General features: G+C 55.6%; 22 protein-coding genes. 12 read left to right on the top strand and 10 right to left on the bottom strand.

Annotated elements, in window-relative coordinates; genetic code table 11:
• Positions 1–12 precede the first annotated feature (12 nt).
• Together yjeM and epmA are read right to left on the bottom strand one after the other, a co-directional pair.
• Positions 13–1,512 (bottom strand): glutamate/gamma-aminobutyrate family transporter YjeM, encoded by a 1,500-nt coding sequence (yjeM, locus tag O1721_RS05810; protein WP_032646974.1) that lies wholly within the window; start codon positions 1,510–1,512, stop codon positions 13–15.
• 177 nt (positions 1,513–1,689) lie between these two features.
• Complete coding sequence (epmA, locus tag O1721_RS05805) at positions 1,690–2,667, bottom strand: elongation factor P--(R)-beta-lysine ligase (RefSeq protein ID WP_015572459.1); 978 nt, start codon at positions 2,665–2,667, stop codon at positions 1,690–1,692.
• Between the two features lie 310 nt (positions 2,668–2,977).
• On the opposite strand from epmA, the gene frdA reads away from it, so the two are divergent.
• The 4 genes from frdA to frdD are packed head-to-tail and all read left to right on the top strand — an operon-like array spanning position 2,978 to position 6,271.
• Positions 2,978–4,768 (top strand): fumarate reductase (quinol) flavoprotein subunit, encoded by a 1,791-nt coding sequence (gene frdA, locus O1721_RS05800; protein WP_032646970.1) that lies wholly within the window; start codon positions 2,978–2,980, stop codon positions 4,766–4,768.
• Positions 4,761–5,495: a fumarate reductase iron-sulfur protein gene (gene frdB / locus O1721_RS05795; RefSeq protein WP_006810403.1), complete on the top strand. Its 735-nt coding sequence runs from the start codon at positions 4,761–4,763 to the stop codon at positions 5,493–5,495. Before frdA ends, frdB begins: the two co-directional genes overlap by 8 nt.
• Positions 5,496–5,505: 10 nt before the next feature.
• Positions 5,506–5,901, top strand: a complete 396-nt coding sequence (gene frdC, locus O1721_RS05790) for a fumarate reductase subunit FrdC (protein ID WP_032646967.1) — start codon at positions 5,506–5,508, stop codon at positions 5,899–5,901.
• A gap of 10 nt (positions 5,902–5,911) precedes the next feature.
• Positions 5,912–6,271, top strand: coding sequence for a fumarate reductase subunit FrdD (gene frdD / locus O1721_RS05785; RefSeq protein ID WP_000609653.1), 360 nt, complete (start codon positions 5,912–5,914; stop codon positions 6,269–6,271).
• 29 nt (positions 6,272–6,300) lie between these two features.
• Here frdD and ampR read toward each other — a convergent pair whose 3' ends face one another.
• Positions 6,301–7,176: a LysR family transcriptional regulator AmpR gene (gene ampR / locus O1721_RS05780; RefSeq protein WP_032646964.1), complete on the bottom strand. Its 876-nt coding sequence runs from the start codon at positions 7,174–7,176 to the stop codon at positions 6,301–6,303.
• Positions 7,177–7,308: 132 nt separating this feature from the next.
• Here ampR and O1721_RS05775 point away from each other — a divergent pair, with 132 nt between their 5' ends.
• A complete protein-coding gene (locus tag O1721_RS05775; RefSeq protein WP_017694683.1) occupies positions 7,309–8,454 on the top strand; it encodes a cephalosporin-hydrolyzing class C beta-lactamase ACT-17 in 1,146 nt (381 codons plus the stop codon).
• Positions 8,455–8,612: 158 nt separating this feature from the next.
• Entirely contained in the window at positions 8,613–9,143 is a 531-nt protein-coding gene (locus tag O1721_RS05770; protein ID WP_023295791.1) for a lipocalin family protein, read from the top strand.
• Here the strand turns inward: O1721_RS05770 and sugE are convergent.
• Entirely contained in the window at positions 9,140–9,457 is a 318-nt protein-coding gene (gene sugE, locus O1721_RS05765) for a quaternary ammonium compound efflux SMR transporter SugE (RefSeq protein ID WP_015572453.1), read from the bottom strand. The two genes, O1721_RS05770 and sugE, sit on opposite strands and share 4 nt — an antisense overlap.
• A 262-nt stretch (positions 9,458–9,719) precedes the next feature.
• On the opposite strand from sugE, the gene O1721_RS05760 reads away from it, so the two are divergent.
• Entirely contained in the window at positions 9,720–10,319 is a 600-nt protein-coding gene (locus O1721_RS05760) for a helix-turn-helix transcriptional regulator (protein ID WP_032104122.1), read from the top strand.
• A gap of 37 nt (positions 10,320–10,356) precedes the next feature.
• Here the strand turns inward: O1721_RS05760 and ecnB are convergent, their stop codons facing one another.
• The 3 genes from ecnB to efp form a co-directional block, all read right to left on the bottom strand.
• On the bottom strand, positions 10,357–10,503 hold the full coding sequence (ecnB, locus tag O1721_RS05755) for a lipoprotein toxin entericidin B (protein WP_003855942.1): 147 nt from the start codon (positions 10,501–10,503) through the stop codon (positions 10,357–10,359).
• Positions 10,504–10,611: 108 nt separating this feature from the next.
• Complete coding sequence (locus O1721_RS05750) at positions 10,612–10,743, bottom strand: entericidin A/B family lipoprotein (RefSeq protein WP_015572451.1); 132 nt, start codon at positions 10,741–10,743, stop codon at positions 10,612–10,614.
• 57 nt (positions 10,744–10,800) lie between these two features.
• Positions 10,801–11,367, bottom strand: a complete 567-nt coding sequence (gene efp, locus O1721_RS05745; RefSeq protein WP_003855940.1) for an elongation factor P — start codon at positions 11,365–11,367, stop codon at positions 10,801–10,803.
• 40 nt (positions 11,368–11,407) lie between these two features.
• On the opposite strand from efp, the gene epmB reads away from it, so the two are divergent.
• Entirely contained in the window at positions 11,408–12,436 is a 1,029-nt protein-coding gene (epmB, locus tag O1721_RS05740; protein WP_023295789.1) for an EF-P beta-lysylation protein EpmB, read from the top strand.
• 65 nt (positions 12,437–12,501) lie between these two features.
• Here epmB and O1721_RS05735 read toward each other — a convergent pair whose 3' ends face one another.
• Positions 12,502–12,855 carry a DUF4156 domain-containing protein gene (locus O1721_RS05735; RefSeq protein WP_003855938.1) on the bottom strand — a complete coding sequence of 118 codons (354 nt, stop codon included), beginning with the start codon at positions 12,853–12,855 and terminating at the stop codon, positions 12,502–12,504.
• A gap of 233 nt (positions 12,856–13,088) precedes the next feature.
• Between O1721_RS05735 and O1721_RS05730 the strand changes: the two genes are divergently transcribed.
• From O1721_RS05730 to iadA, 3 genes are read left to right on the top strand one after another with little or no spacing between them, the layout of a single operon-like run.
• Positions 13,089–13,736: a nucleoside recognition domain-containing protein gene (locus O1721_RS05730; protein WP_032646960.1), complete on the top strand. Its 648-nt coding sequence runs from the start codon at positions 13,089–13,091 to the stop codon at positions 13,734–13,736.
• Positions 13,733–14,194 carry a YjiG family protein gene (locus tag O1721_RS05725; protein ID WP_015572448.1) on the top strand — a complete coding sequence of 154 codons (462 nt, stop codon included), beginning with the start codon at positions 13,733–13,735 and terminating at the stop codon, positions 14,192–14,194. Before O1721_RS05730 ends, O1721_RS05725 begins: the two co-directional genes overlap by 4 nt.
• A gap of 10 nt (positions 14,195–14,204) precedes the next feature.
• Positions 14,205–15,368, top strand: coding sequence for a beta-aspartyl-peptidase (iadA, locus tag O1721_RS05720; RefSeq protein ID WP_032646958.1), 1,164 nt, complete (start codon positions 14,205–14,207; stop codon positions 15,366–15,368).
• Positions 15,369–15,433: 65 nt separating this feature from the next.
• Here iadA and groL read toward each other — a convergent pair whose 3' ends face one another.
• A complete protein-coding gene (gene groL / locus O1721_RS05715; RefSeq protein ID WP_015572446.1) occupies positions 15,434–17,080 on the bottom strand; it encodes a chaperonin GroEL in 1,647 nt (548 codons plus the stop codon).
• Between the two features lie 40 nt (positions 17,081–17,120).
• On the bottom strand, positions 17,121–17,414 hold the full coding sequence (locus O1721_RS05710; protein ID WP_003855929.1) for a co-chaperone GroES: 294 nt from the start codon (positions 17,412–17,414) through the stop codon (positions 17,121–17,123).
• 178 nt (positions 17,415–17,592) lie between these two features.
• Here O1721_RS05710 and yjeH point away from each other — a divergent pair, with 178 nt between their 5' ends.
• Positions 17,593–18,840, top strand: coding sequence for an L-methionine/branched-chain amino acid transporter (gene yjeH, locus O1721_RS05705; RefSeq protein ID WP_032646955.1), 1,248 nt, complete (start codon positions 17,593–17,595; stop codon positions 18,838–18,840).
• Positions 18,841–18,856: the final 16 nt, after the last annotated feature.

Raw genomic sequence — 18,856 nt, 5'->3', positions numbered from 1 at the left:
GGGGTCAATCCTTTACGCCACTTCTGCTACACAGGCCGTCGAGCGACGACGGTAATGCTCATAAATCCCCATTGCCAGCAGCGAGAAGAAGATCGGTCCGCCAACCATCCACAGCGTGCTGTTCCAGTCATTTGCCTCAACCACGGGCTGAATGACGGTAAAGATGTTGGCGAACGCGACGACCAGCACCACAACAGTGGTCGCCAGCAGCGTCGCCGCGCGGGTTTTGAAGATCACAAACGGCCGCTCCAGATCCCGCTTCGCCTTAAAGAACGGGAACGCCAGGGTCAGGAACAGATACGGAAGCGTCATCGATACGTTCGCCATCAGGGTCAGCTTGTTATAGAACGCCGACGCGGTATCACCGCCGAAGGACACCAGCAGAATGAACACGCACACCAGCAGGCACTGCATCCACATCGCGTTGGCAGGCATACCGGCAGCGTTCAGCTGCGTCATACGTGCGGGCCACAGCGCCTTTGGCGTCCCCTGAATAATCGCTTTCAGCGGCGAGTAGATCAGCGTGAAGAATGCGCCAGTATAGGCGAGGAACATCGACAAGCCAGTAATCCGCGCAAACCAGATCCCCAGGGTGGCCGACGTTTCCGGCGCGAGATCCATGGCGTTGCCCAGCGTCACCCCCAGGCTTTTCATCAGCACGTAGGTAATGTTGCCGAGGTTGGTGGTGTTATTGCTCAACACCTGCTGCCAGTTGGTGCTGACGCCCCAGAGGAAAATCGCCAGTGAGTAGCCAATAGAAATGACGATGGCGGCAAAGATAATACCTTTGGCGAAGTTCTTTTCCGGATTTTCGGTTTTGTCGACCAGCCCGCCCACGGCTTCAATTCCACCGTAAGCAAAGATGGCAAACACCACAAAGGAGAGCATGGCCAGCCCGGACTGGTAACCCGGATTAGGCGATGAAACGAAGTTGACTTCCTGTGCGAAATGCCCGCCGTTAAGGCACAGAATGGCGATGCTGACCAGCAGCAGCACCAGGTTCAGGCACATCACGGAAATGCCGCCAACGGCAGTGATACGGGCAATTTTGTTGATGCCTTTCGAGGCCACCAGCGTGACCACCACCATCCAGCACACCGCCAGAATACCGACCACCTGCGTGGAGCTCAGCCCCGCCAGAGACCAGACCTGCGTTTTATCCGCACCGAAGAGAAACGTTGAGAACGGCACCCAGACCTTGGCCGCCGTGCTGACCATCCAGACGACGTAGGATGAAAACCACATGAACGTACCGATAAACGCGTAACGCGGACCGACGCTGTTGTTCATCCACGAATAGATGCCGCCCTCTTCTTTCCTGTACGCCGAGCCCATCTCCGCCATCATCAGCGCAAACGGGATAAAGAAGAACAGAGCGGAAACGATATAAAACGGCGTCGCGCTGTAGCCCATCAGATAAAACGCGGACGGGCTATTGGCAAAGCCAAAGACTGACGTAAAAATCATCAGAATGAGCCCGGTAAGGGTCATTTTTTTGAGTGAGTGAGACATATAACCATCCGAAACGGAATTAAACTGCGCGGATGGTAGCAGATGACCAGACAAACAATGTGGCTATCCGAGTCAAATTAAGGAAAAGACCCGTATAGAGAGAAATGAGCAGTTTTTAATGTGGCAGAGTTAAATGACCGAGCAGGCCGGGTAAGCGCAGCGCCACCCGGCATTTTTTCAGGCGCGATCGACCGTAAAGGCAATCACATCGCCCAGGTGCTCGGCACCCAGCGCCAGCATGACCAGGCGATCCACACCCAGCGCCACGCCGGAGCAGTCCGGCAGACCGGCTTTAAGCGCTTCCAGCAGATGAGTATCAATCGGCTGCTGCGGCAGACCGCGCGCGTTGCGCTTGCGGTTATCCTGCTCGAAACGCTGCTGCTGTTCGCGCGCGTCGGTCAGCTCGTGGAAACCGTTCGCCAGCTCGATGCCTTTGAAATACACCTCAAAACGCTCCGCCACGCGGTGATCTTCGGTGCTGATCTGCGCCAGTGAGGCCTGGCTGGCCGGGAAGTGATAGACAAACGTCGGACGATCTTTGCCAATCTGCGGTTCAACACCAAAGGTGAACAGCAGTTGCAGCAGCGTGTCGCGATCCTCTTCGTTATCCGCCACGTTACTCAGATCCAGTTTTGCCGCCACTTCACGCAGCTGTGTTTTATCAGCCGACAGTGGATCGATTTCCAGATGGCGCTGGAAGGCCTGCTGATAGGAGAGCGTTTCAGCTTCCGCGCAATCCAGCACCTGTTGCAGCAGATCGTCAACTTCGTTCATCAGACGATACATGTCGTAGTGCGGGCGGTACCACTCCAGCATGGTGAATTCCGGATTATGGTGTCGGCCCATCTCTTCATTACGGAAGCTACGGCACAGCTGATAGACCGGACCACACCCGGCCGCCAGCAGACGCTTCATATGGTATTCCGGGCTGGTCATCAGATACAGATTCATGCCCTGAGAGTGACCTGGGCCAACAAAACGGGTTTCAAACGGGACCAGATGAATATCCGTGACCGTCGCCTGACTCATGCACGGCGTTTCCACCTCCAGGACGCCGCGGTCGGCAAAGAAACGGCGGATCTCCGCCATAATTGCTGCGCGCTTTAGCAGGTTTGGAATGGATGCGCTCGGCTGCCAGGTGGCCGTTTCGCTCATGAGTTATTTCTCCGTTTTCAGACAAGGGCACGAAGTCTACTCGTAAGCCGGGGCAGAGACAAATTTTGCACAGTAAAAGTCCCTTTTCATTGCACAGAGAAATACTGTGACGCCATTCATTAATCACGATGATAAATCACCGCACAGAACAGCAAAAAAATCGAACACGTCAAATTTCCCTCACTTCTACGCGGTTATACTGTTTTACCCATAAAGGAGCAGTGGAATCGCTTCCGCAATCGCCCGTTCGGGCAGGTGAACGTCCTTTAGTTCATCCCGTTGCGGGAAAACAAAAATCTGGAGGAATGTCGTGCAAACTTTTCAAGCCGATCTTGCCGTAATAGGCGCTGGCGGGGCTGGATTACGCGCTGCAATTGCTGCGGCACAAGCCAATCCGAACGCTAAAATCGCATTGATTTCAAAAGTCTATCCGATGCGCAGCCACACGGTAGCCGCAGAAGGAGGATCCGCCGCCGTCGCGCAGGATCATGACAGCTTCGAATACCATTTCCACGACACGGTTGCAGGGGGCGACTGGCTTTGCGAACAGGATGTCGTTGATTACTTCGTGCACCATTGCCCAACGGAAATGACCCAGCTGGAACAGTGGGGATGCCCGTGGAGCCGCCGTCCGGACGGGAGCGTCAACGTCCGCCGCTTCGGTGGCATGAAGATCGAACGCACCTGGTTTGCCGCCGATAAGACCGGCTTCCACATGCTGCACACCCTGTTCCAGACCTCCCTCCAGTTCCCACAAATCCAGCGCTTTGACGAACATTTCGTTCTCGACATTCTGGTCGACGACGGTCATGCGCGCGGACTGGTGGCAATGAACATGATGGAAGGCACGCTTGTCCAGATCCGCGCGAATGCGGTGGTGATGGCAACGGGCGGTGCGGGTCGCGTATACCGCTACAACACCAACGGCGGCATCGTCACCGGTGACGGTATGGGCATGGCACTCAGCCACGGCGTCCCGCTGCGTGATATGGAGTTCGTCCAGTATCACCCAACCGGCCTGCCGGGCTCCGGTATACTGATGACGGAAGGCTGCCGCGGTGAAGGCGGTATTCTGGTCAACAAAAACGGCTATCGCTATTTGCAGGATTACGGCATGGGTCCGGAAACCCCGCTTGGCGAGCCGAAAAACAAATACATGGAACTCGGCCCACGCGACAAAGTTTCTCAGGCTTTCTGGCACGAGTGGCGCAAAGGCAACACCATCTCAACGCCGCGCGGCGACGTGGTGCATCTCGACCTGCGTCATCTCGGCGAGAAGAAACTGCTGGAGCGTCTACCGTTTATCTGCGAGCTGGCGAAAGCCTATGTGGGCGTCGATCCGGTGAAAGAGCCGATCCCGGTGCGTCCAACCGCGCACTACACCATGGGCGGTATCGAAACCGACCAGCAGTGCGAAACCCGCATCGAAGGGCTGTTTGCGGTGGGCGAGTGTTCCTCCGTCGGTCTGCACGGCGCAAACCGTCTGGGCTCGAACTCGCTGGCTGAGCTGGTGGTCTTTGGTCGCATGGCGGGCGAACGTGCGATGGAGCGTGCCGCAACGGCAGGTGAAGCTAACAGCGCGGCGCTGGATGCGCAGGTTGCAGACGTCGAAAAACGCCTGAAAGACCTGGTGAACCAGGAAGGTAACGAAAACTGGTCGAAGATCCGCGACGAAATGGGGCTGTCGATGGAAGAAGGCTGCGGGATCTACCGTACGCCAGAGCTGATGCAGAAAACCGTCGACAAGCTGGCGGAGTTGCAGGAGCGCTTCAAGCGTGTGCGCATCACCGACACTTCCAGCGTCTTCAATACCGATCTGCTTTATACCATTGAACTGGGCCATGGCCTGAACGTCGCAGAATGTATGGCCCATTCCGCCCTGGCGCGTAAAGAGTCCCGCGGCGCGCACCAGCGCCTGGATGAGGGCTGCACCGAACGTGACGACGTCAATTTCCTTAAACACACTCTCGCCTGGCGCGATGCGGATGGCACTACGCGACTGGACTACAGCGACGTGAAAATCACCAAGCTGCCACCGGCGAAACGCGTGTACGGTGCAGAAGCAGAAGCCGCCGATAAGAAGGAGAAGGCGAATGGCTGAGATGCAAAAACTGAAAATTGAAGTGGTGCGCTACAATCCGGAAGTGGACGCCGCGCCGCACAGCGCTTTCTATGAAGTCCCTTACGACGAGCAAACCTCCCTGCTGGATGCGCTCGGCTATATCAAAGATAACCTGGCCCCAGACCTGAGCTACCGCTGGTCCTGCCGCATGGCAATTTGCGGCTCCTGCGGCATGATGGTCAACAAGGTGCCAAAGCTGGCGTGTAAAACCTTCCTGCGTGATTACACCAAAGGTATCAAGGTTGAAGCGCTGGGCAACTTCCCGATTGAGCGCGATCTGGTGGTCGACATGACCCACTTTATCGAAAGCCTCGAAGCGATTAAGCCGTACATCATCGGCAACCCGCGCACGCCGGATCAGGGGCCAAACACCCAGACGCCCGCGCAGATGGCGAAATACCATCAGTTCTCCGGCTGCATCAACTGCGGCCTGTGCTATGCCGCCTGTCCACAGTTTGGCCTGAACCCTGAGTTTATCGGCCCGGCCGCCATTACCCTGGCGCACCGCTATAACGAAGACAGCCGCGACCACGGCAAAAAAGAACGTATGGCCCAGCTGAACAGCCAGAACGGGGTCTGGACCTGCACGTTTGTCGGTTACTGCTCCGAAGTCTGTCCGAAGCATGTCGACCCGGCTGCCGCCATTCAGCAGGGTAAGGTGGAAAGCTCGAAAGACTTTCTTATCGCTACCCTGAAACCACGCTAAGGAGTGCATGATGACGACTAAACGCAAAGCCTACGTGCGACCAATGCCGTCCACCTGGTGGAAAAAACTGCCGTTTTATCGCTTCTATATGCTGCGTGAAGGCACGGCTGTTCCCGCGGTCTGGTTCAGCCTCGAACTGCTGTACGGGGTTTATGCCCTCAAGCACGGCCCGGAAGCCTGGTCCAGTTTTGTGGGCTTCCTGCAAAACCCAATCATCGTTGTGCTGAACCTGATTGTGCTCGCCGCCGCGCTGCTTCATACCAAAACCTGGTTTGAACTGGCGCCAAAAGCAGCGAACATCATTGTAAAAGGCGAAAAAATGGGGCCAGAGCCGGTCATTAAAGGGCTCTGGGCAGTGACGGCAGTTGTCTCTGTGGTCATTCTGTTTGTCGCACTGTTCTGGTAAGGAGACTACTGTGATCAATCCAAATCCAAAACGTTCAGACGAGCCGGTCTTCTGGGGGCTGTTTGGCGCAGGCGGCATGTGGAGCGCCATTATTGCCCCGGTCATTATCCTGCTGGTCGGGATCATGCTGCCGCTGGGGCTGTTCCCGGGCGATGCGCTGAGCTATGAGCGCGTACTGGCCTTTGCGAGCAGCTTTATTGGCCGCGTGTTCATCTTCCTGATGATCGTCCTGCCGCTGTGGTGTGGTCTGCATCGTATCCACCATGCGATGCACGATCTGAAAATCCATGTGCCAAGCGGTAAATGGGTCTTCTACGGTCTGGCGACCATTCTGACGGTCGTCACGTTGATTGCCGTGGTCACCATCTGACTGAACAGGCCCGCCATCCGGCGGGCTTTTTACTTTTTCATCTTCTCCACCAGCCACCGGGAAAATTCGCGCATGGCTGGCGTTTCTGCCCGGGACTGCAATCGGGTCAGCCAGTAACTGCCGAGCTCAATCTGCGTCGCAAAGGGCTGCACAATGCGCTCGCTGGCTAACAGATGGGTAAACATATCGACAGGCGCAATAGCAATGCCCACCCCTGCCTGAGCGGCCTCCAGCATGGTCACGGACGAATCAAATACCATCACGCGGTGCGTTGGCGAAGGGGGATGCTCGCCGGCCGCCTGCATCCACGCGGTCCACTCGTCGCGTCGGTAGGAGCGCAGCAGCGTAAACCTGAGGATGTCGGCCGGACTGTGCAGACTGGCGGCGATATCAGGTGTACATAGCGGCGCGAGCGGCGCATGACAAAGAAATTCAGCCTCGGTACCGTGCCACGCCCCGCTACCGTAGCGGATCGTATAGTCAAGCCCTTCGGCAGCCGGATCAACGCGGTTGTTATGGGTGGAAAGCTGAAGATCGATGTGCGGATAGCCACGGCGAAAATCCTCCAGCTGCGAGAATAAGACCCCGGTGGCAAACGTACCCACCACGCCGATTTTCAGCTTCTCCTGCGCACGATGGTTAGCGAAGCGATCCAGCATTCCGGCTATACGATCGAACGAATCATTCAGCACCGGCAGTAAATTTTCGCCCTCGGTAGTCAACATCAGCCCGCGCGACACGCGAACGAACAGCTGACAGTTCAGGTGCTGCTCCAGCGTTTTCACATGCTGGCTAATAGCCGAATGCGTCACGTTCAGTTCAATGGCCGCATGCGTAAAGCTGAGATGTCTTGCGGCGGCCTCAAAAGCCCGAAGCGAATTGAGGGGTAGATAGCTTCGCGTCATGGTCGCTTCCGTTAGAAAAATTAACAGCTAATGCTAAATTTAACCGTTTGTCAGGCACTGTCAAATCCAACAGACTACGCCTGTCTGACGGGCCCGGACATCCCCTTGACTCGCTATTACGGAAGATTACTGATGATGAAAAAATCCCTTTGCTGCGCCCTGCTGCTCGGCATCTCTTGCTCTGCTCTCGCCACGCCAGTGTCAGAAAAACAGCTGGCGGAGGTGGTCGCGAATACGGTTACCCCGCTGATGAAAGCCCAGTCTGTTCCAGGCATGGCGGTGGCCGTTATTTATCAGGGAAAACCGCACTATTACACGTTTGGCAAGGCCGATATCGCGGCGAATAAACCCGTTACGCCTCAGACCCTGTTCGAGCTGGGTTCTATAAGTAAAACCTTCACCGGCGTTTTAGGTGGGGATGCCATTGCTCGCGGTGAAATTTCGCTGGACGATCCGGTGACCAGATACTGGCCACAGCTGACGGGCAAGCAGTGGCAGGGTATTCGTATGCTGGATCTCGCCACCTACACCGCTGGCGGCCTGCCGCTACAGGTACCGGATGAGGTCACGGATAACGCCTCCCTGCTGCGCTTTTATCAAAACTGGCAGCCGCAGTGGAAGCCTGGCACAACGCGTCTTTACGCCAACGCCAGCATCGGTCTTTTTGGTGCGCTGGCGGTCAAACCTTCTGGCATGCCCTATGAGCAGGCCATGACGACGCGGGTCCTTAAGCCGCTCAAGCTGGACCATACCTGGATTAACGTGCCGAAAGCGGAAGAGGCGCATTACGCCTGGGGCTATCGTGATGGTAAAGCGGTGCGTGTTTCGCCGGGTATGCTGGATGCACAAGCCTATGGCGTGAAAACCAACGTGCAGGATATGGCGAACTGGGTCATGGCAAACATGGCGCCGGAGAACGTTGCTGATGCCTCACTTAAGCAGGGCATCGCGCTGGCGCAGTCGCGCTACTGGCGTATCGGGTCAATGTATCAGGGTCTGGGCTGGGAGATGCTCAACTGGCCCGTGGAGGCCAACACGGTGGTCGAGGGCAGCGACAGTAAGGTAGCGCTGGCGCCGTTGCCCGTGGCAGAAGTGAATCCACCGGCTCCCCCGGTCAAAGCGTCCTGGGTCCATAAAACGGGCTCTACTGGCGGGTTTGGCAGCTACGTGGCCTTTATTCCTGAAAAGCAGATCGGTATTGTGATGCTCGCGAATACAAGCTATCCGAACCCGGCACGCGTTGAGGCGGCATACCATATCCTCGAGGCGCTACAGTAAAACATTGCCGGGTGGCGCTGCGCTTACCCGGCCTACACAATGCGTGAACTTTGTAGGCCGGGTAAGGCGAAGCCGTCACCCGGCAAAACACCCTGCACAATCTCCCGCATTTTCCTTGCTGTCATCTACACTTAACAAAAAACAGTAAGGAAACTCCTATGCGCATTCTGCCTGTTATTGCCGCAGTAACAGCCGCGTTTTTAGTGGTTGCTTGCAGTTCCCCTACTCCTCCGCCTGGCGTCACGGTAGTCAGTAATTTCGACGCACAGCGCTTCCTCGGCACCTGGTATGAAATCGCCCGAATGGACCATCAGTTCGAACGGGGCTTAGAAAAAGTCACGGTCAGCTACAGCGCGATGGATGACGGCGGGATCCGGGTCATTAACCGCGGCTATAACCCGGATCGCCAGATGTGGCAGCAGTCAGTTGGTCAGGCCTATTTCACCGGCGCGTCTAACCGCGCGGCCATGAAAGTCTCTTTCATCGGCCCATTCTATGGCGGGTATAACGTCATTGCGCTGGACAGAGAGTACCGCCATGCGCTGGTGTGTGGGCCGGATCGCAACTATCTATGGCTCCTCTCCCGCACGCCAACGATCTCGACGGAAATGAAACAGCAGATGCTGGACATAGCGACCCGGCAAGGGTTTGACGTGACGAAATTAATCTGGGTAAAACAGCTGCATTAGTGCGTACTGAGTTTTAACCCGATGATACCCGCGACGATTAACGCGAGGCTGGCGATGCGCGCCAGACTCGCAGACTCCCCCAGCAGCAGAATGCCGGTAATGGCAGCTCCTACCGCGCCAATTCCAGTCCAGACAGCGTAAGCCGTTCCGACTGGCAAGGTTCGCATCGCCCATGACAGCATGACGATACTGACAATCATTGCGGCGATAGTGATGACGCTGGGCGTCAGGCGGGTAAAACCGTGGGTATATTTCAGGCCAATTGCCCATACCACTTCGAGCAAACCGGCAATAACAAGAACGATCCAGGACATATCAGGCTCCTTAACTTAACGACAAGTTGGGGCCGTCCCCGATGAATGAAGCGCTTACGGGTCGTCCCGCAAGGCTGAGGTTGCGCCTTATATTTTGGTTAGCATGGAATTTTTTTTCAAACTTTTTCTGCTGAACACGTTAAGGCAAGAAATAGCCTCAGTAAGGCACGGAGTTCAGGCATTTATGACTCATCCGACTTCTCTATGATGATAGGCTTTCTGATGGCAGGAAGCCAAACCACTAGCCGACTGCGAAAATTATATGTTCAAAATTCTTTTGATTGACCGTTGTCACTTCACCCGCACGGGATTTGAAGCCTGGCTCAATCATTCAGACCTGTTTTCGGGTCATTTCGTCGTAACCGGGGTAAATAATCTTTTCCTCGCCAGAGAGCATATTCTGCAATGGAAACCTGCGCTGGTCATCGCTGATTTATCGGGCTTCCGGCAGGATTTACACCATTTTCAGCAGCTATCTTCCCTGCTTATTGCCAGCGAAACATTGCCTTTTATTATGCTGCAATCGGGGCAGGAGCAGGAGATGACAGATTATCTGGCGCAGTTCCCGATATGGTCTTCACTTTCCAAAAATACCGATCTGGAAAAACTGGCGGCGGTGATAAACGACGCGCTAACGACATGCGTAAGCGCGGAGCTTCCGGAAATGGCGGCACCGTTACTGACGCGTCAGGAAGAGAGAGTATTGACCCTGTGGATGGATGGTGCGAGCAACCAGAAAATTGCCAGCAATCTGCGCATTAACGGAAAAACGGTGTATACGTACAAACGCAATATCCGCATGAAGCTGCATATGGATACGCGTTACTCCCCGTTTTTATCGCTACAGGAAGTGGAAAATTGACGGTACGGTGAAGTTTGCTGCCGTACCGTCGCTTTCATTAGTTCTGAGCTTTAGTTGCTGCGCCAGAAATCGCGTTACCACCGTCGGAGATATCTTCCCCTACGCCACGGGTGGTGTTACATGCAGTCAGTACCGAAGAAAGCACCAGAACAGAAAAGATCGCTGCAATTGTTTTCTTAACCATAATATCTTCCTTTTATAGCCAAAGTTATTTTGTGTATAGCAACTTAAGAATAGACAAGATCTTGTCGTTTGACGGAAAAGGAAGAATTTTTAGGAAAATTAGACGGAATTAGCTGGCCGCATGGGAAATGATATGGCCGAGATCCTGAATATCTTCGCCCACGCCACGCGCGGTGTTGCAACCGGAGAGAATTGCGCTGGAGAACGCTAACAGAAGCAGAATTTTAACGGTACGTTTCATCTTCCCTGCCTGCAAAATCAGGCGCAGCGGGCGCTGCGCCTTTAATCATGACGTAAATTACTTCACGCGGGATACATATTCGCCGGAGCGGGTATCCACTTTGATCACTTCACCGATCTGTACGAACAGTGGCACTTTAACCACCGCGCCGGTAGACAGGGTGGCAGGCTTGCCGCCAGTACCTGCGGTATCACCTTTCAGACCTGGATCGGTTTCAACGATTTCCAGCTCAACGAAGTTCGGAGGCGTAACCGCGATAGGCTGACCGTTCCACAGGGTAACGATGCACTCAGCCTGATCCAGCAGCCACTTGGCGTTGTCGCCAATCGCTTTCGCGTCCGCAGACAGCTGCTCGAAGGTTTCGTTGTTCATGAAGTGCCAGAACTCACCGTCGTTGTACAGGTAAGTCAGGTTCATATCGACAACATCAGCGCCTTCAGCGGAGTCAGTAGATTTGAAGGTTTTCTCAACACGGGTACCGGTCAGCAGGCGGCGCAGCTTAACGCGTGCGAATGCCTGGCCTTTACCTGGTTTAACGAATTCGCTGGCTTCAACCGCGTACGGTTCGCCGTCCATCATGATTTTAAGACCAGCACGAAAATCGTTGCTATAGTACGTTGCCATAAGGCCCTCTAAATTTGTTAACTGGTAGCTAAGCCACAAAATGGCGCATATTGTAACCCTAAACACCCCGTCCAGAGAAGATTGGTTATCGCAACTTGCCGATGTAATCACCAGTCCTGATGAATTGCTGCGTCTTTTAGACCTCGAACAGCACGAAGCGTTGCGTGCAGGTCGTGAGGCGAAGCGCCTTTTCGCCCTGCGCGTTCCCCGCGCGTTTGTTGCCCGAATGGAAAAGGGTAACCCTGATGATCCATTATTAAAACAGACGCTTACCTCTCAGGATGAGTTTATTACCGCCCCCGGATACAGCACCGATCCGCTGGAAGAGCAAAACAGTGTCGTACCGGGTTTGCTGCATAAATACCGTAATCGCGCCCTGCTGCTGGTTAAGGGTGGTTGCGCGGTAAATTGCCGCTATTGCTTCCGTCGCCACTTCCCGTACGCCGAAAATCAGGGCAATAAACGCAACTGGCAGGTGGCACTGGACTACATCGCGGCGCACCCGGAGCTGGATGAAATCATCTTTTCCGGCGGCGACCCGCTGATGGCAAAAGATCATGAGCTGGACTGGCTGCTGACTCAGCTTGAGACCATCCCGCACATCAAGCGTCTGCGCATTCACAGCCGTTTACCGATCGTCATCCCGGCGCGTATCACCGACGCCCTGGTCACGCGCCTGGAGCAGTCCCGTTTGCAGGTGCTGCTGGTGAACCATATCAACCACGCGAATGAAATTGACGCGGACTTTCGTGCGGCGATGGCGCGTATGCGAAAGGCAGGCGTGACGCTGCTCAACCAGAGCGTATTACTGCGCGGCGTGAACGACAGCGCCCGCGTGCTGGCCGATCTCAGCAATGCCTTATTTGATGCGGGCGTAATGCCCTATTACCTGCATGTTCTGGATCGCGTCCAGGGCGCGGCGCACTTCATGGTGACAGATGAAGAGGCCCGGAAGATTATGCGCGAGCTGTTAACGCTGGTTTCGGGTTATATGGTGCCGAAGCTGGCACGTGAGATTGGCGGAGAGCCGAGTAAGACGCCGCTGGATTTGCAGCTGCGGCAGCAGTAAAAAGTCAGGTGGCGCTACGCTTACCTGCCCTGGAGATAAAGCGGCAGCGCCATCAAAAAGTTATATCAGTTCGGGCACTTATAGACCTGGCCGTTCATCTGGCTGGCGGTTGGCACAAAGCTGGACAGCATCCCCTGCGTCGGGCTGCTCACCCCGTAAATCACATTGCCGCCCATTGCCGCAGCCTGATTACGCAGGGCATTGGCCGCACCGCGCATAGAGCCGCCCTCTTCGCCGTGCTGCCCCGACATCCAGTTGCTTTGCTCGCCAGTGGCGGTGCCTAACAGCTGGCATTCGCTGCCCGGCTTATCTTCCACAAAGCGAACGCTCTGGCCCGCTGCCGTCAGCTCATTGCTGGTGCTACAACCCGCCAGCAGCAATGCTGCACCTACAATCCCTGCACAGACTTTTATGCGCATGTTATTCCTCGTTTTCAATAAGCTGGACAGTAGTTGTCCGCGTGTAAACCTTATACTAAAAAGATGACCAAAAGAAAAATGCTGAGCATTTCTGCGAGCCAGATTCCGCTCGCACTCCTCCGACATCTTAAATGAATTCTGATAATAACCTTTGGGATATCGTGTTTTAGCCCCCGATCGTTTTTAGTGATGCGACGTACAACTTTTGTACGAGACTCAAAAAAGGGGGTTTCATGAGTGCATCATCCTCAGGAGAGGAAAAAGTAACCTGGGTGGGCTATCTGGCGTTCGTGCTCACCATCGTATTTTTCTCAGGTTTTTTCGCCAAAAGTACTGAATGGTGGCGCGTGCTGGATTTTACCGTGCTGAACGGCAGCTTTGGAGCGGTGAACGGCGCGCTGACGTTTCGCGGTGAGGGCGGCACAGGAGCGAAAGACGGTTTTTTATTTGCCCTTGAACTGGCGCCCTCGGTCATTTTATCGCTCGGGATCATTGCCGTTACCGAGGGGCTGGGCGGGCTGCGCGCCGCACAACAGCTCATGACGCCCATTCTGCGCCCGCTGCTCGGCGTGCCGGGCATCTGCTCTCTGGCGCTTATCGCCAACCTGCAAAATACCGATGCAGCCGCAGGGATGACCAAAGAGTTGACTGACGAAGGGGCGATTACTGACCATGAACGCGCCATTTTCGCCACCTTCCAGACCAGCGGTAGCGCCATTATTACCAACTATTTTTCTTCTGGTGCCGCACTCTTTACCTTTATTACCGTCCCGGTGATCACGCCGCTTGCCGTCATTCTGGTGTTCAAATTTGTTGGAGCGAACTTCCTGCGACTGTGGATCGCCCACATGGAAGTTCGCCGCGTTCAGGAGGAAAGATGATCGCCCAGCCGCGTAAAAATATCATGGACCTGTTTATCGATGGCGCCCGCCGCGGCTTTACCATCGCCACCACCAGCCTGCTGCCGAACGTGGTCATGGCGTTTGTCATCATTCAGGCGCTCAAGGTAACCGGCCTGCTGGATATTGTCGGCAGGGTATGCGAGCCCATCATGGCCCTGTGGGGGCTGCCGGGTGCGGCGGCAACGGTTCTTCTGGCCTCGGTAATGAGCATGGGCGGCGGTGTGGGGGTCTGCGCCAGTCTGGTCGCTGCCGGCACGCTCAACGGTCACGATGCTACCATCCTGCTGCCCGCCATCTATCTGATGGGTAATCCGGTGCAAAACACGGGCCGTTGCCTTGGCACCGCAGGCGTCAACCCGAAGTATTATCCGCACATTATCACTATCTGCGTCATTAACGCCCTGCTCTCAATGTGGGTGATGCAGCTACTCTTCTGAGGAGATAAAAATGGATTTTTCAGTGCTGGAACCGCACCTTTTCCGCAATGCGCAGCTTTACGCTCCCGAGGATCTTGGGCATTGCGATCTGCTGATTGCCGGAGGAAAAATCGTCGCAGTCGAAAAAGCGGGCCACGCCACAACGAGGCCAGACTGTCCTGAAAGCGATCTCGCCGGAGCGGTGGTTTGTCCGGGGTTTATCGATCAGCATGTACACCTGATTGGCGGCGGCGGTGAAGCCGGTCCCCACACCCGGACGCCAGAGGTGCGATTGTCTGCGCTGGTGGCGGCTGGCATCACCTCCGTTGTTGGCCTGCTGGGCACCGACGGCGTGACCCGCCATCCCGAGCCGCTGCTGGCGAAAACGCGGGCGCTTGAGCATGAAGGGATCAGCACGTGGATGCTGACAGGCGCGTATGGCCTGCCTTCTCCGACGATTACCGGCAGTATCGAAAAGGATGTGGCGCTGATTGATAAAATCATTGGCGTGAAATGCGCGATTTCCGACCATCGCTCTTCCGCGCCGGCAGATGACCAGCTCGCGAATATAGCCGCCCAGTCGCGAGTCGGCGGGCTGCTGGGCGCCAAAGCGGGGATATCCGTGTTTCACCTCGGCAACAGCCCGAAACTGCTGGAGCCGCTGCTTAACATCCTGAATAACGCCGACGTGCCCCGCACGAAGCTGCTGCCAACTCACGTCAACCGCGCCCAGGCACTGTTCCACGCCGCACTGGACTATGCCCGCGAAGGGGGGTACATCGACATCACCACCAGCATCAGCGAGCCTGTTGATGCCGCCACCGCTATTGCGACGGCCCGTGAAGCGCAGGTGCCGTTTAACCGCCTCACGCTCAGCTCGGATGGCAACGGCAGCCAGCCGAATTTTGATGCAAACGGTAATCTTGTTGGCATTGGGGTGGCGGGATTTGAGTCCCTGCTTGAGACGCTACAGCAGCTGGTCGGCCGGTATCACCTGCCGCTGGAGGAGGCGCTTCTGCCGTTTACGCGTAACGTGGCGGAGTTTCTCGGCCTGGAGCATAAAGGGTGGATCGCGCCCGGATGCGATGCCGACGTCCTTGTGCTGACCGATGATCTTAAGATCCGTGAGGTCTGGGCGAAAGGCCGCCAGATGGTGCGTGGAGGCGTTGTGTGCGTGAAAGGCACCTTCGAGTAGAAGACAATAAAAAACCCCGGGCATTGCTGCCCGGGGTTCGTTCTGAGAGGTTCAGAACAACATGATTACATCATGCCGCCCATGCCACCCATGCCGCCCATACCACCAGCAGCACCTAAGTCAGGCGCGTCGCCTTTAGGCAGGTCGGTCACCATGCACTCGGTCGTGATCATCAGACCCGCTACAGATGCCGCGTATTGCAGAGCAGAACGGGTCACTTTAGTTGGATCCAGGATACCGAAGTCGATCATGTTGCCGTATTCTTCAGTTGCCGCGTTGTAACCGTAGTTACCTTCACCCGCTTTCACGTTGTTCGCAACCACAGACGGCTCTTCACCGGCGTTGGACACGATCTGACGCAGAGGAGCTTCCATCGCGCGCAGCGCAACTTTGATACCCACGTTCTGGTCTTCGTTCTGAGCAGTCAGGCCAGCCAGTTTAGCGGCTACACGCACCAGCGCGACACCACCACCAGCAACCACGCCTTCTTCTACCGCAGCACGGGTCGCGTGCAGGGCGTCGTCAACGCGTGCTTTCTTCTCTTTCATTTCAACTTCGGTAGCCGCACCGACTTTGATTACCGCTACGCCGCCTGCCAGTTTCGCTACGCGCTCCTGGAGTTTTTCACGGTCATAATCGGAAGTTGCTTCTTCGATCTGCTTACGGATCTGACCAACACGGCCCTGAATAGCAGCTTCTTCACCCACACCGTCGATGATGGTGGTGGTGTCTTTGTTGATTACAACGCGTTTCGCCTGGCCCAGGTCTTCCAGGGTCGCTTTTTCCAGCTCCATACCGATCTCTTCGGAGATCACGGTACCGCCAGTCAGGGTAGCGATATCCTGAAGCATCGCTTTACGACGATCGCCGAAGCCAGGTGCTTTAACCGCAGCCACTTTCACGATGCCGCGCATGGTGTTAACCACCAGAGTCGCCAGCGCTTCGCCTTCAACGTCTTCAGCAATGATTACCAGCGGCTTGCCTGCTTTCGCAACGGCTTCCAGCACTGGCAGCATTTCGCGGATGTTGGAGATTTTCTTGTCAGCCAGCAGGATGAACGGGCTTTCCAGCTCAACAGCGCCAGTTTCTGGCTTGTTGATGAAGTATGGAGACAGGTAACCGCGATCGAACTGCATACCTTCAACCACGTCCAGTTCATCTTCCAGACCAGTACCGTCTTCAACGGTGATCACGCCTTCTTTACCGACTTTATCCATCGCTTCGGCGATCAGTTTACCTACGGTTTCGTCGGAGTTAGCGGAGATAGTACCAACCTGAGCAATGGCTTTAGAGTCAGAGCACGGTACGGACAGCGCTTTCAGTTCTTCAACAGCGGAAGCGACAGCTTTGTCGATACCACGTTTCAGATCCATTGGGTTCATGCCCGCAGCAACGGCTTTCAGGCCTTCGGTGATGATCGCCTGCGCCAGTACGGTCGCGGTGGTGGTACCGTCACCGGCAGCGTCGTTCGCTTTAGAGGCAACTTCTTTCACCATCTGTGCGCCCATGTTTTCGAACTTGTCTTCCAGCTCGATTTCACGTGCAACAGAAACACCATCTTTGGTGATGGTTGGCGCGCCGAAGGATTTGTCCAGTACTACGTTACGGCCTTTCGGGCCCAGAGTGACTTTCACTGCGTCTGCCAGTACGTTTACGCCGCGGAGCATTTTTACACGAGCGTCGTTACCGAATTTTACGTCTTTAGCTGCCATGTTCTTATTTCCTCAAATTCGTACAGTTTTCGTGCGTTAATTACGCTTCAACAATTGCCAGAATGTCGCTCTCGGACATGATCAACACTTCTTCATTGTCGATCTTCTCGGATTTCACGCCGTAGCCATCGTTGAAAATGACGATGTCACCAACTTTAACGTCCAGTGGCTGCACAGTTCCGTTTTCCAGGATGCGGCCCTTACCGACAGCGATGATTTCGCCACGCGTTGATTTTGCTGCTGCTGAACCGGTCAGAACGATGCCGCCCGCAGACTTGGTTTCAACTTCTTTACGTTTGACGATCACACGATCATGTAACGGACGAATACTCATTGATAGCTCTCCTTTGAGAAAGTCATTATCAGTTATGGATGACGCCGGTCCGCATGCGGTTTTCCGGCTAGTGCCCTGAGAGATGGGGATAGCTTTTTACCCCTTCAAGGGGTAATCGAAAAAAAATTTGCGAAAGTGTTACCATCCACTCTCTTTTGATGGTGGCGGGACGAGGTAAATGAGTGGACTCAGGCAGGAGTTGGGGCTGGCGCAGGGCATTGGCTTACTCTCAACGTCTTTATTAGGCACGGGAGTATTTGCGGTTCCCGCGCTGGCGGCGCTGGTTGCCGGCAATAACAGTCTTTGGGCATGGCCGGTGCTGATCGTGCTGGTGTTTCCGGTGGCGATTGTCTTTGCCATACTCGGGCGGCACTTCCCGAGCGCGGGCGGCGTAGCGCATTTTGTCGGCATGGCGTTTGGGCCGCGGATGGAGCGCGTCACCGGCTGGCTATTTTTGTCGGTAATACCCGTTGGCCTTCCGGCAGCCCTGCATATCGCAACCGGCTTCGGACAGGCGCTGTTTGGCTGGCACGATGAACAGCTGCTGCTGGCTGAACTCGGTACGCTGGCGATTGTCTGGTGGGTAGGCTCGCGCGGGGCCAGTTCCAGCGCCAATCTGCAAACGCTGGTCGCCGTGTTAATTGTCGCGCTGATCGTCGCCATCTGGTTTGCGGGTGACATTACCGTGGCGGATATTCCTTTCCCCGCGATTAACGACATCGACCACGCACAGCTTTTCGCTGCACTATCCGTCATGTTCTGGTGTTTCGTCGGTCTGGAGGCGTTCGCTCATCTGGCATCCGAGTTTAAACAGCCCGAGCGTGATTTTCCCCGCGCCCTGATGATTGGCCTGCTGCTGGCGGGTACCGTGTACTGGGCCTGTACCGTACTGGTGCTGCACTTTAACGCATTCGGTGAAGAGAAAGCCGCCGCCGCGTCACTGCCGGGCATCGTGGTGCAGCTGTTTGGCGTTAAAGCCCTGTGGGTAGCCTGCGTGATTGGCTATCTCGCCTGCTTTGCCAGCCTCAACATCTATATTCAGAGCTTCGCCCGGCTGGTGTGGTCTCAGGCACTTTATAAACCGGATAGCCCCCTCTCACGCCTGTCAAAGCGTCAGCTTCCGGTGAATGCGCTGAATACCGTACTGGGCTGCTGCGTGGTGAGTTCCCTGGCCATTTATCTCCTCGACATCAACCTTGACGCGCTGATTGTCTACGCCAACGGTATTTTCATCATGATCTACCTGCTGTGCATGCTGGCGGGCTGTCGGCTGCTGAAAGGTCGCTTTAAGGCGCTGGCGGCTGTCGGGTGTGTCCTGTGCCTGATGCTGCTGGCGATGGTGGGATGGAAGAGTGTGTACGCCATCGTCATGCTGGCGGGGCTGTGGGTGTTTTTACCGAAGCGGCAAGATCCGCAGGCCCGGTGAGCGAGCGCCACCGGGC

The sequence above is a fragment of the Enterobacter cloacae complex sp. HYC033_NIDB genome, assembly GCF_056673335.1.
This window is presented reverse-complemented; position numbering and strand designations above follow the sequence as displayed.

What these genes read in the sequence shown, in the direction of transcription:
- yjeM (WP_032646974.1), bottom strand. Translation starts at nt 1,512, where the DNA reads ATGTCTCACTCACTCAAAAAAATGACCCTTACCGGGCTCATTCTGATG.
- epmA (WP_015572459.1), bottom strand. Translation starts at nt 2,667, where the DNA reads ATGAGCGAAACGGCCACCTGGCAGCCGAGCGCATCCATTCCAAACCTG.
- frdB (WP_006810403.1), top strand. Translation starts at nt 4,761, where the DNA reads ATGGCTGAGATGCAAAAACTGAAAATTGAAGTGGTGCGCTACAATCCG.
- frdC (WP_032646967.1), top strand. Translation starts at nt 5,506, where the DNA reads ATGACGACTAAACGCAAAGCCTACGTGCGACCAATGCCGTCCACCTGG.
- ampR (WP_032646964.1), bottom strand. Translation starts at nt 7,176, where the DNA reads ATGACGCGAAGCTATCTACCCCTCAATTCGCTTCGGGCTTTTGAGGCC.
- O1721_RS05775 (WP_017694683.1), top strand. Translation starts at nt 7,309, where the DNA reads ATGATGAAAAAATCCCTTTGCTGCGCCCTGCTGCTCGGCATCTCTTGC.
- O1721_RS05770 (WP_023295791.1), top strand. Translation starts at nt 8,613, where the DNA reads ATGCGCATTCTGCCTGTTATTGCCGCAGTAACAGCCGCGTTTTTAGTG.
- sugE (WP_015572453.1), bottom strand. Translation starts at nt 9,457, where the DNA reads ATGTCCTGGATCGTTCTTGTTATTGCCGGTTTGCTCGAAGTGGTATGG.
- O1721_RS05760 (WP_032104122.1), top strand. Translation starts at nt 9,720, where the DNA reads ATGTTCAAAATTCTTTTGATTGACCGTTGTCACTTCACCCGCACGGGA.
- ecnB (WP_003855942.1), bottom strand. Translation starts at nt 10,503, where the DNA reads ATGGTTAAGAAAACAATTGCAGCGATCTTTTCTGTTCTGGTGCTTTCT.
- O1721_RS05750 (WP_015572451.1), bottom strand. Translation starts at nt 10,743, where the DNA reads ATGAAACGTACCGTTAAAATTCTGCTTCTGTTAGCGTTCTCCAGCGCA.
- efp (WP_003855940.1), bottom strand. Translation starts at nt 11,367, where the DNA reads ATGGCAACGTACTATAGCAACGATTTTCGTGCTGGTCTTAAAATCATG.
- epmB (WP_023295789.1), top strand. Translation starts at nt 11,408, where the DNA reads ATGGCGCATATTGTAACCCTAAACACCCCGTCCAGAGAAGATTGGTTA.
- O1721_RS05735 (WP_003855938.1), bottom strand. Translation starts at nt 12,855, where the DNA reads ATGCGCATAAAAGTCTGTGCAGGGATTGTAGGTGCAGCATTGCTGCTG.
- O1721_RS05730 (WP_032646960.1), top strand. Translation starts at nt 13,089, where the DNA reads ATGAGTGCATCATCCTCAGGAGAGGAAAAAGTAACCTGGGTGGGCTAT.
- O1721_RS05725 (WP_015572448.1), top strand. Translation starts at nt 13,733, where the DNA reads ATGATCGCCCAGCCGCGTAAAAATATCATGGACCTGTTTATCGATGGC.
- iadA (WP_032646958.1), top strand. Translation starts at nt 14,205, where the DNA reads ATGGATTTTTCAGTGCTGGAACCGCACCTTTTCCGCAATGCGCAGCTT.
- groL (WP_015572446.1), bottom strand. Translation starts at nt 17,080, where the DNA reads ATGGCAGCTAAAGACGTAAAATTCGGTAACGACGCTCGTGTAAAAATG.
- O1721_RS05710 (WP_003855929.1), bottom strand. Translation starts at nt 17,414, where the DNA reads ATGAGTATTCGTCCGTTACATGATCGTGTGATCGTCAAACGTAAAGAA.
- yjeH (WP_032646955.1), top strand. Translation starts at nt 17,593, where the DNA reads ATGAGTGGACTCAGGCAGGAGTTGGGGCTGGCGCAGGGCATTGGCTTA.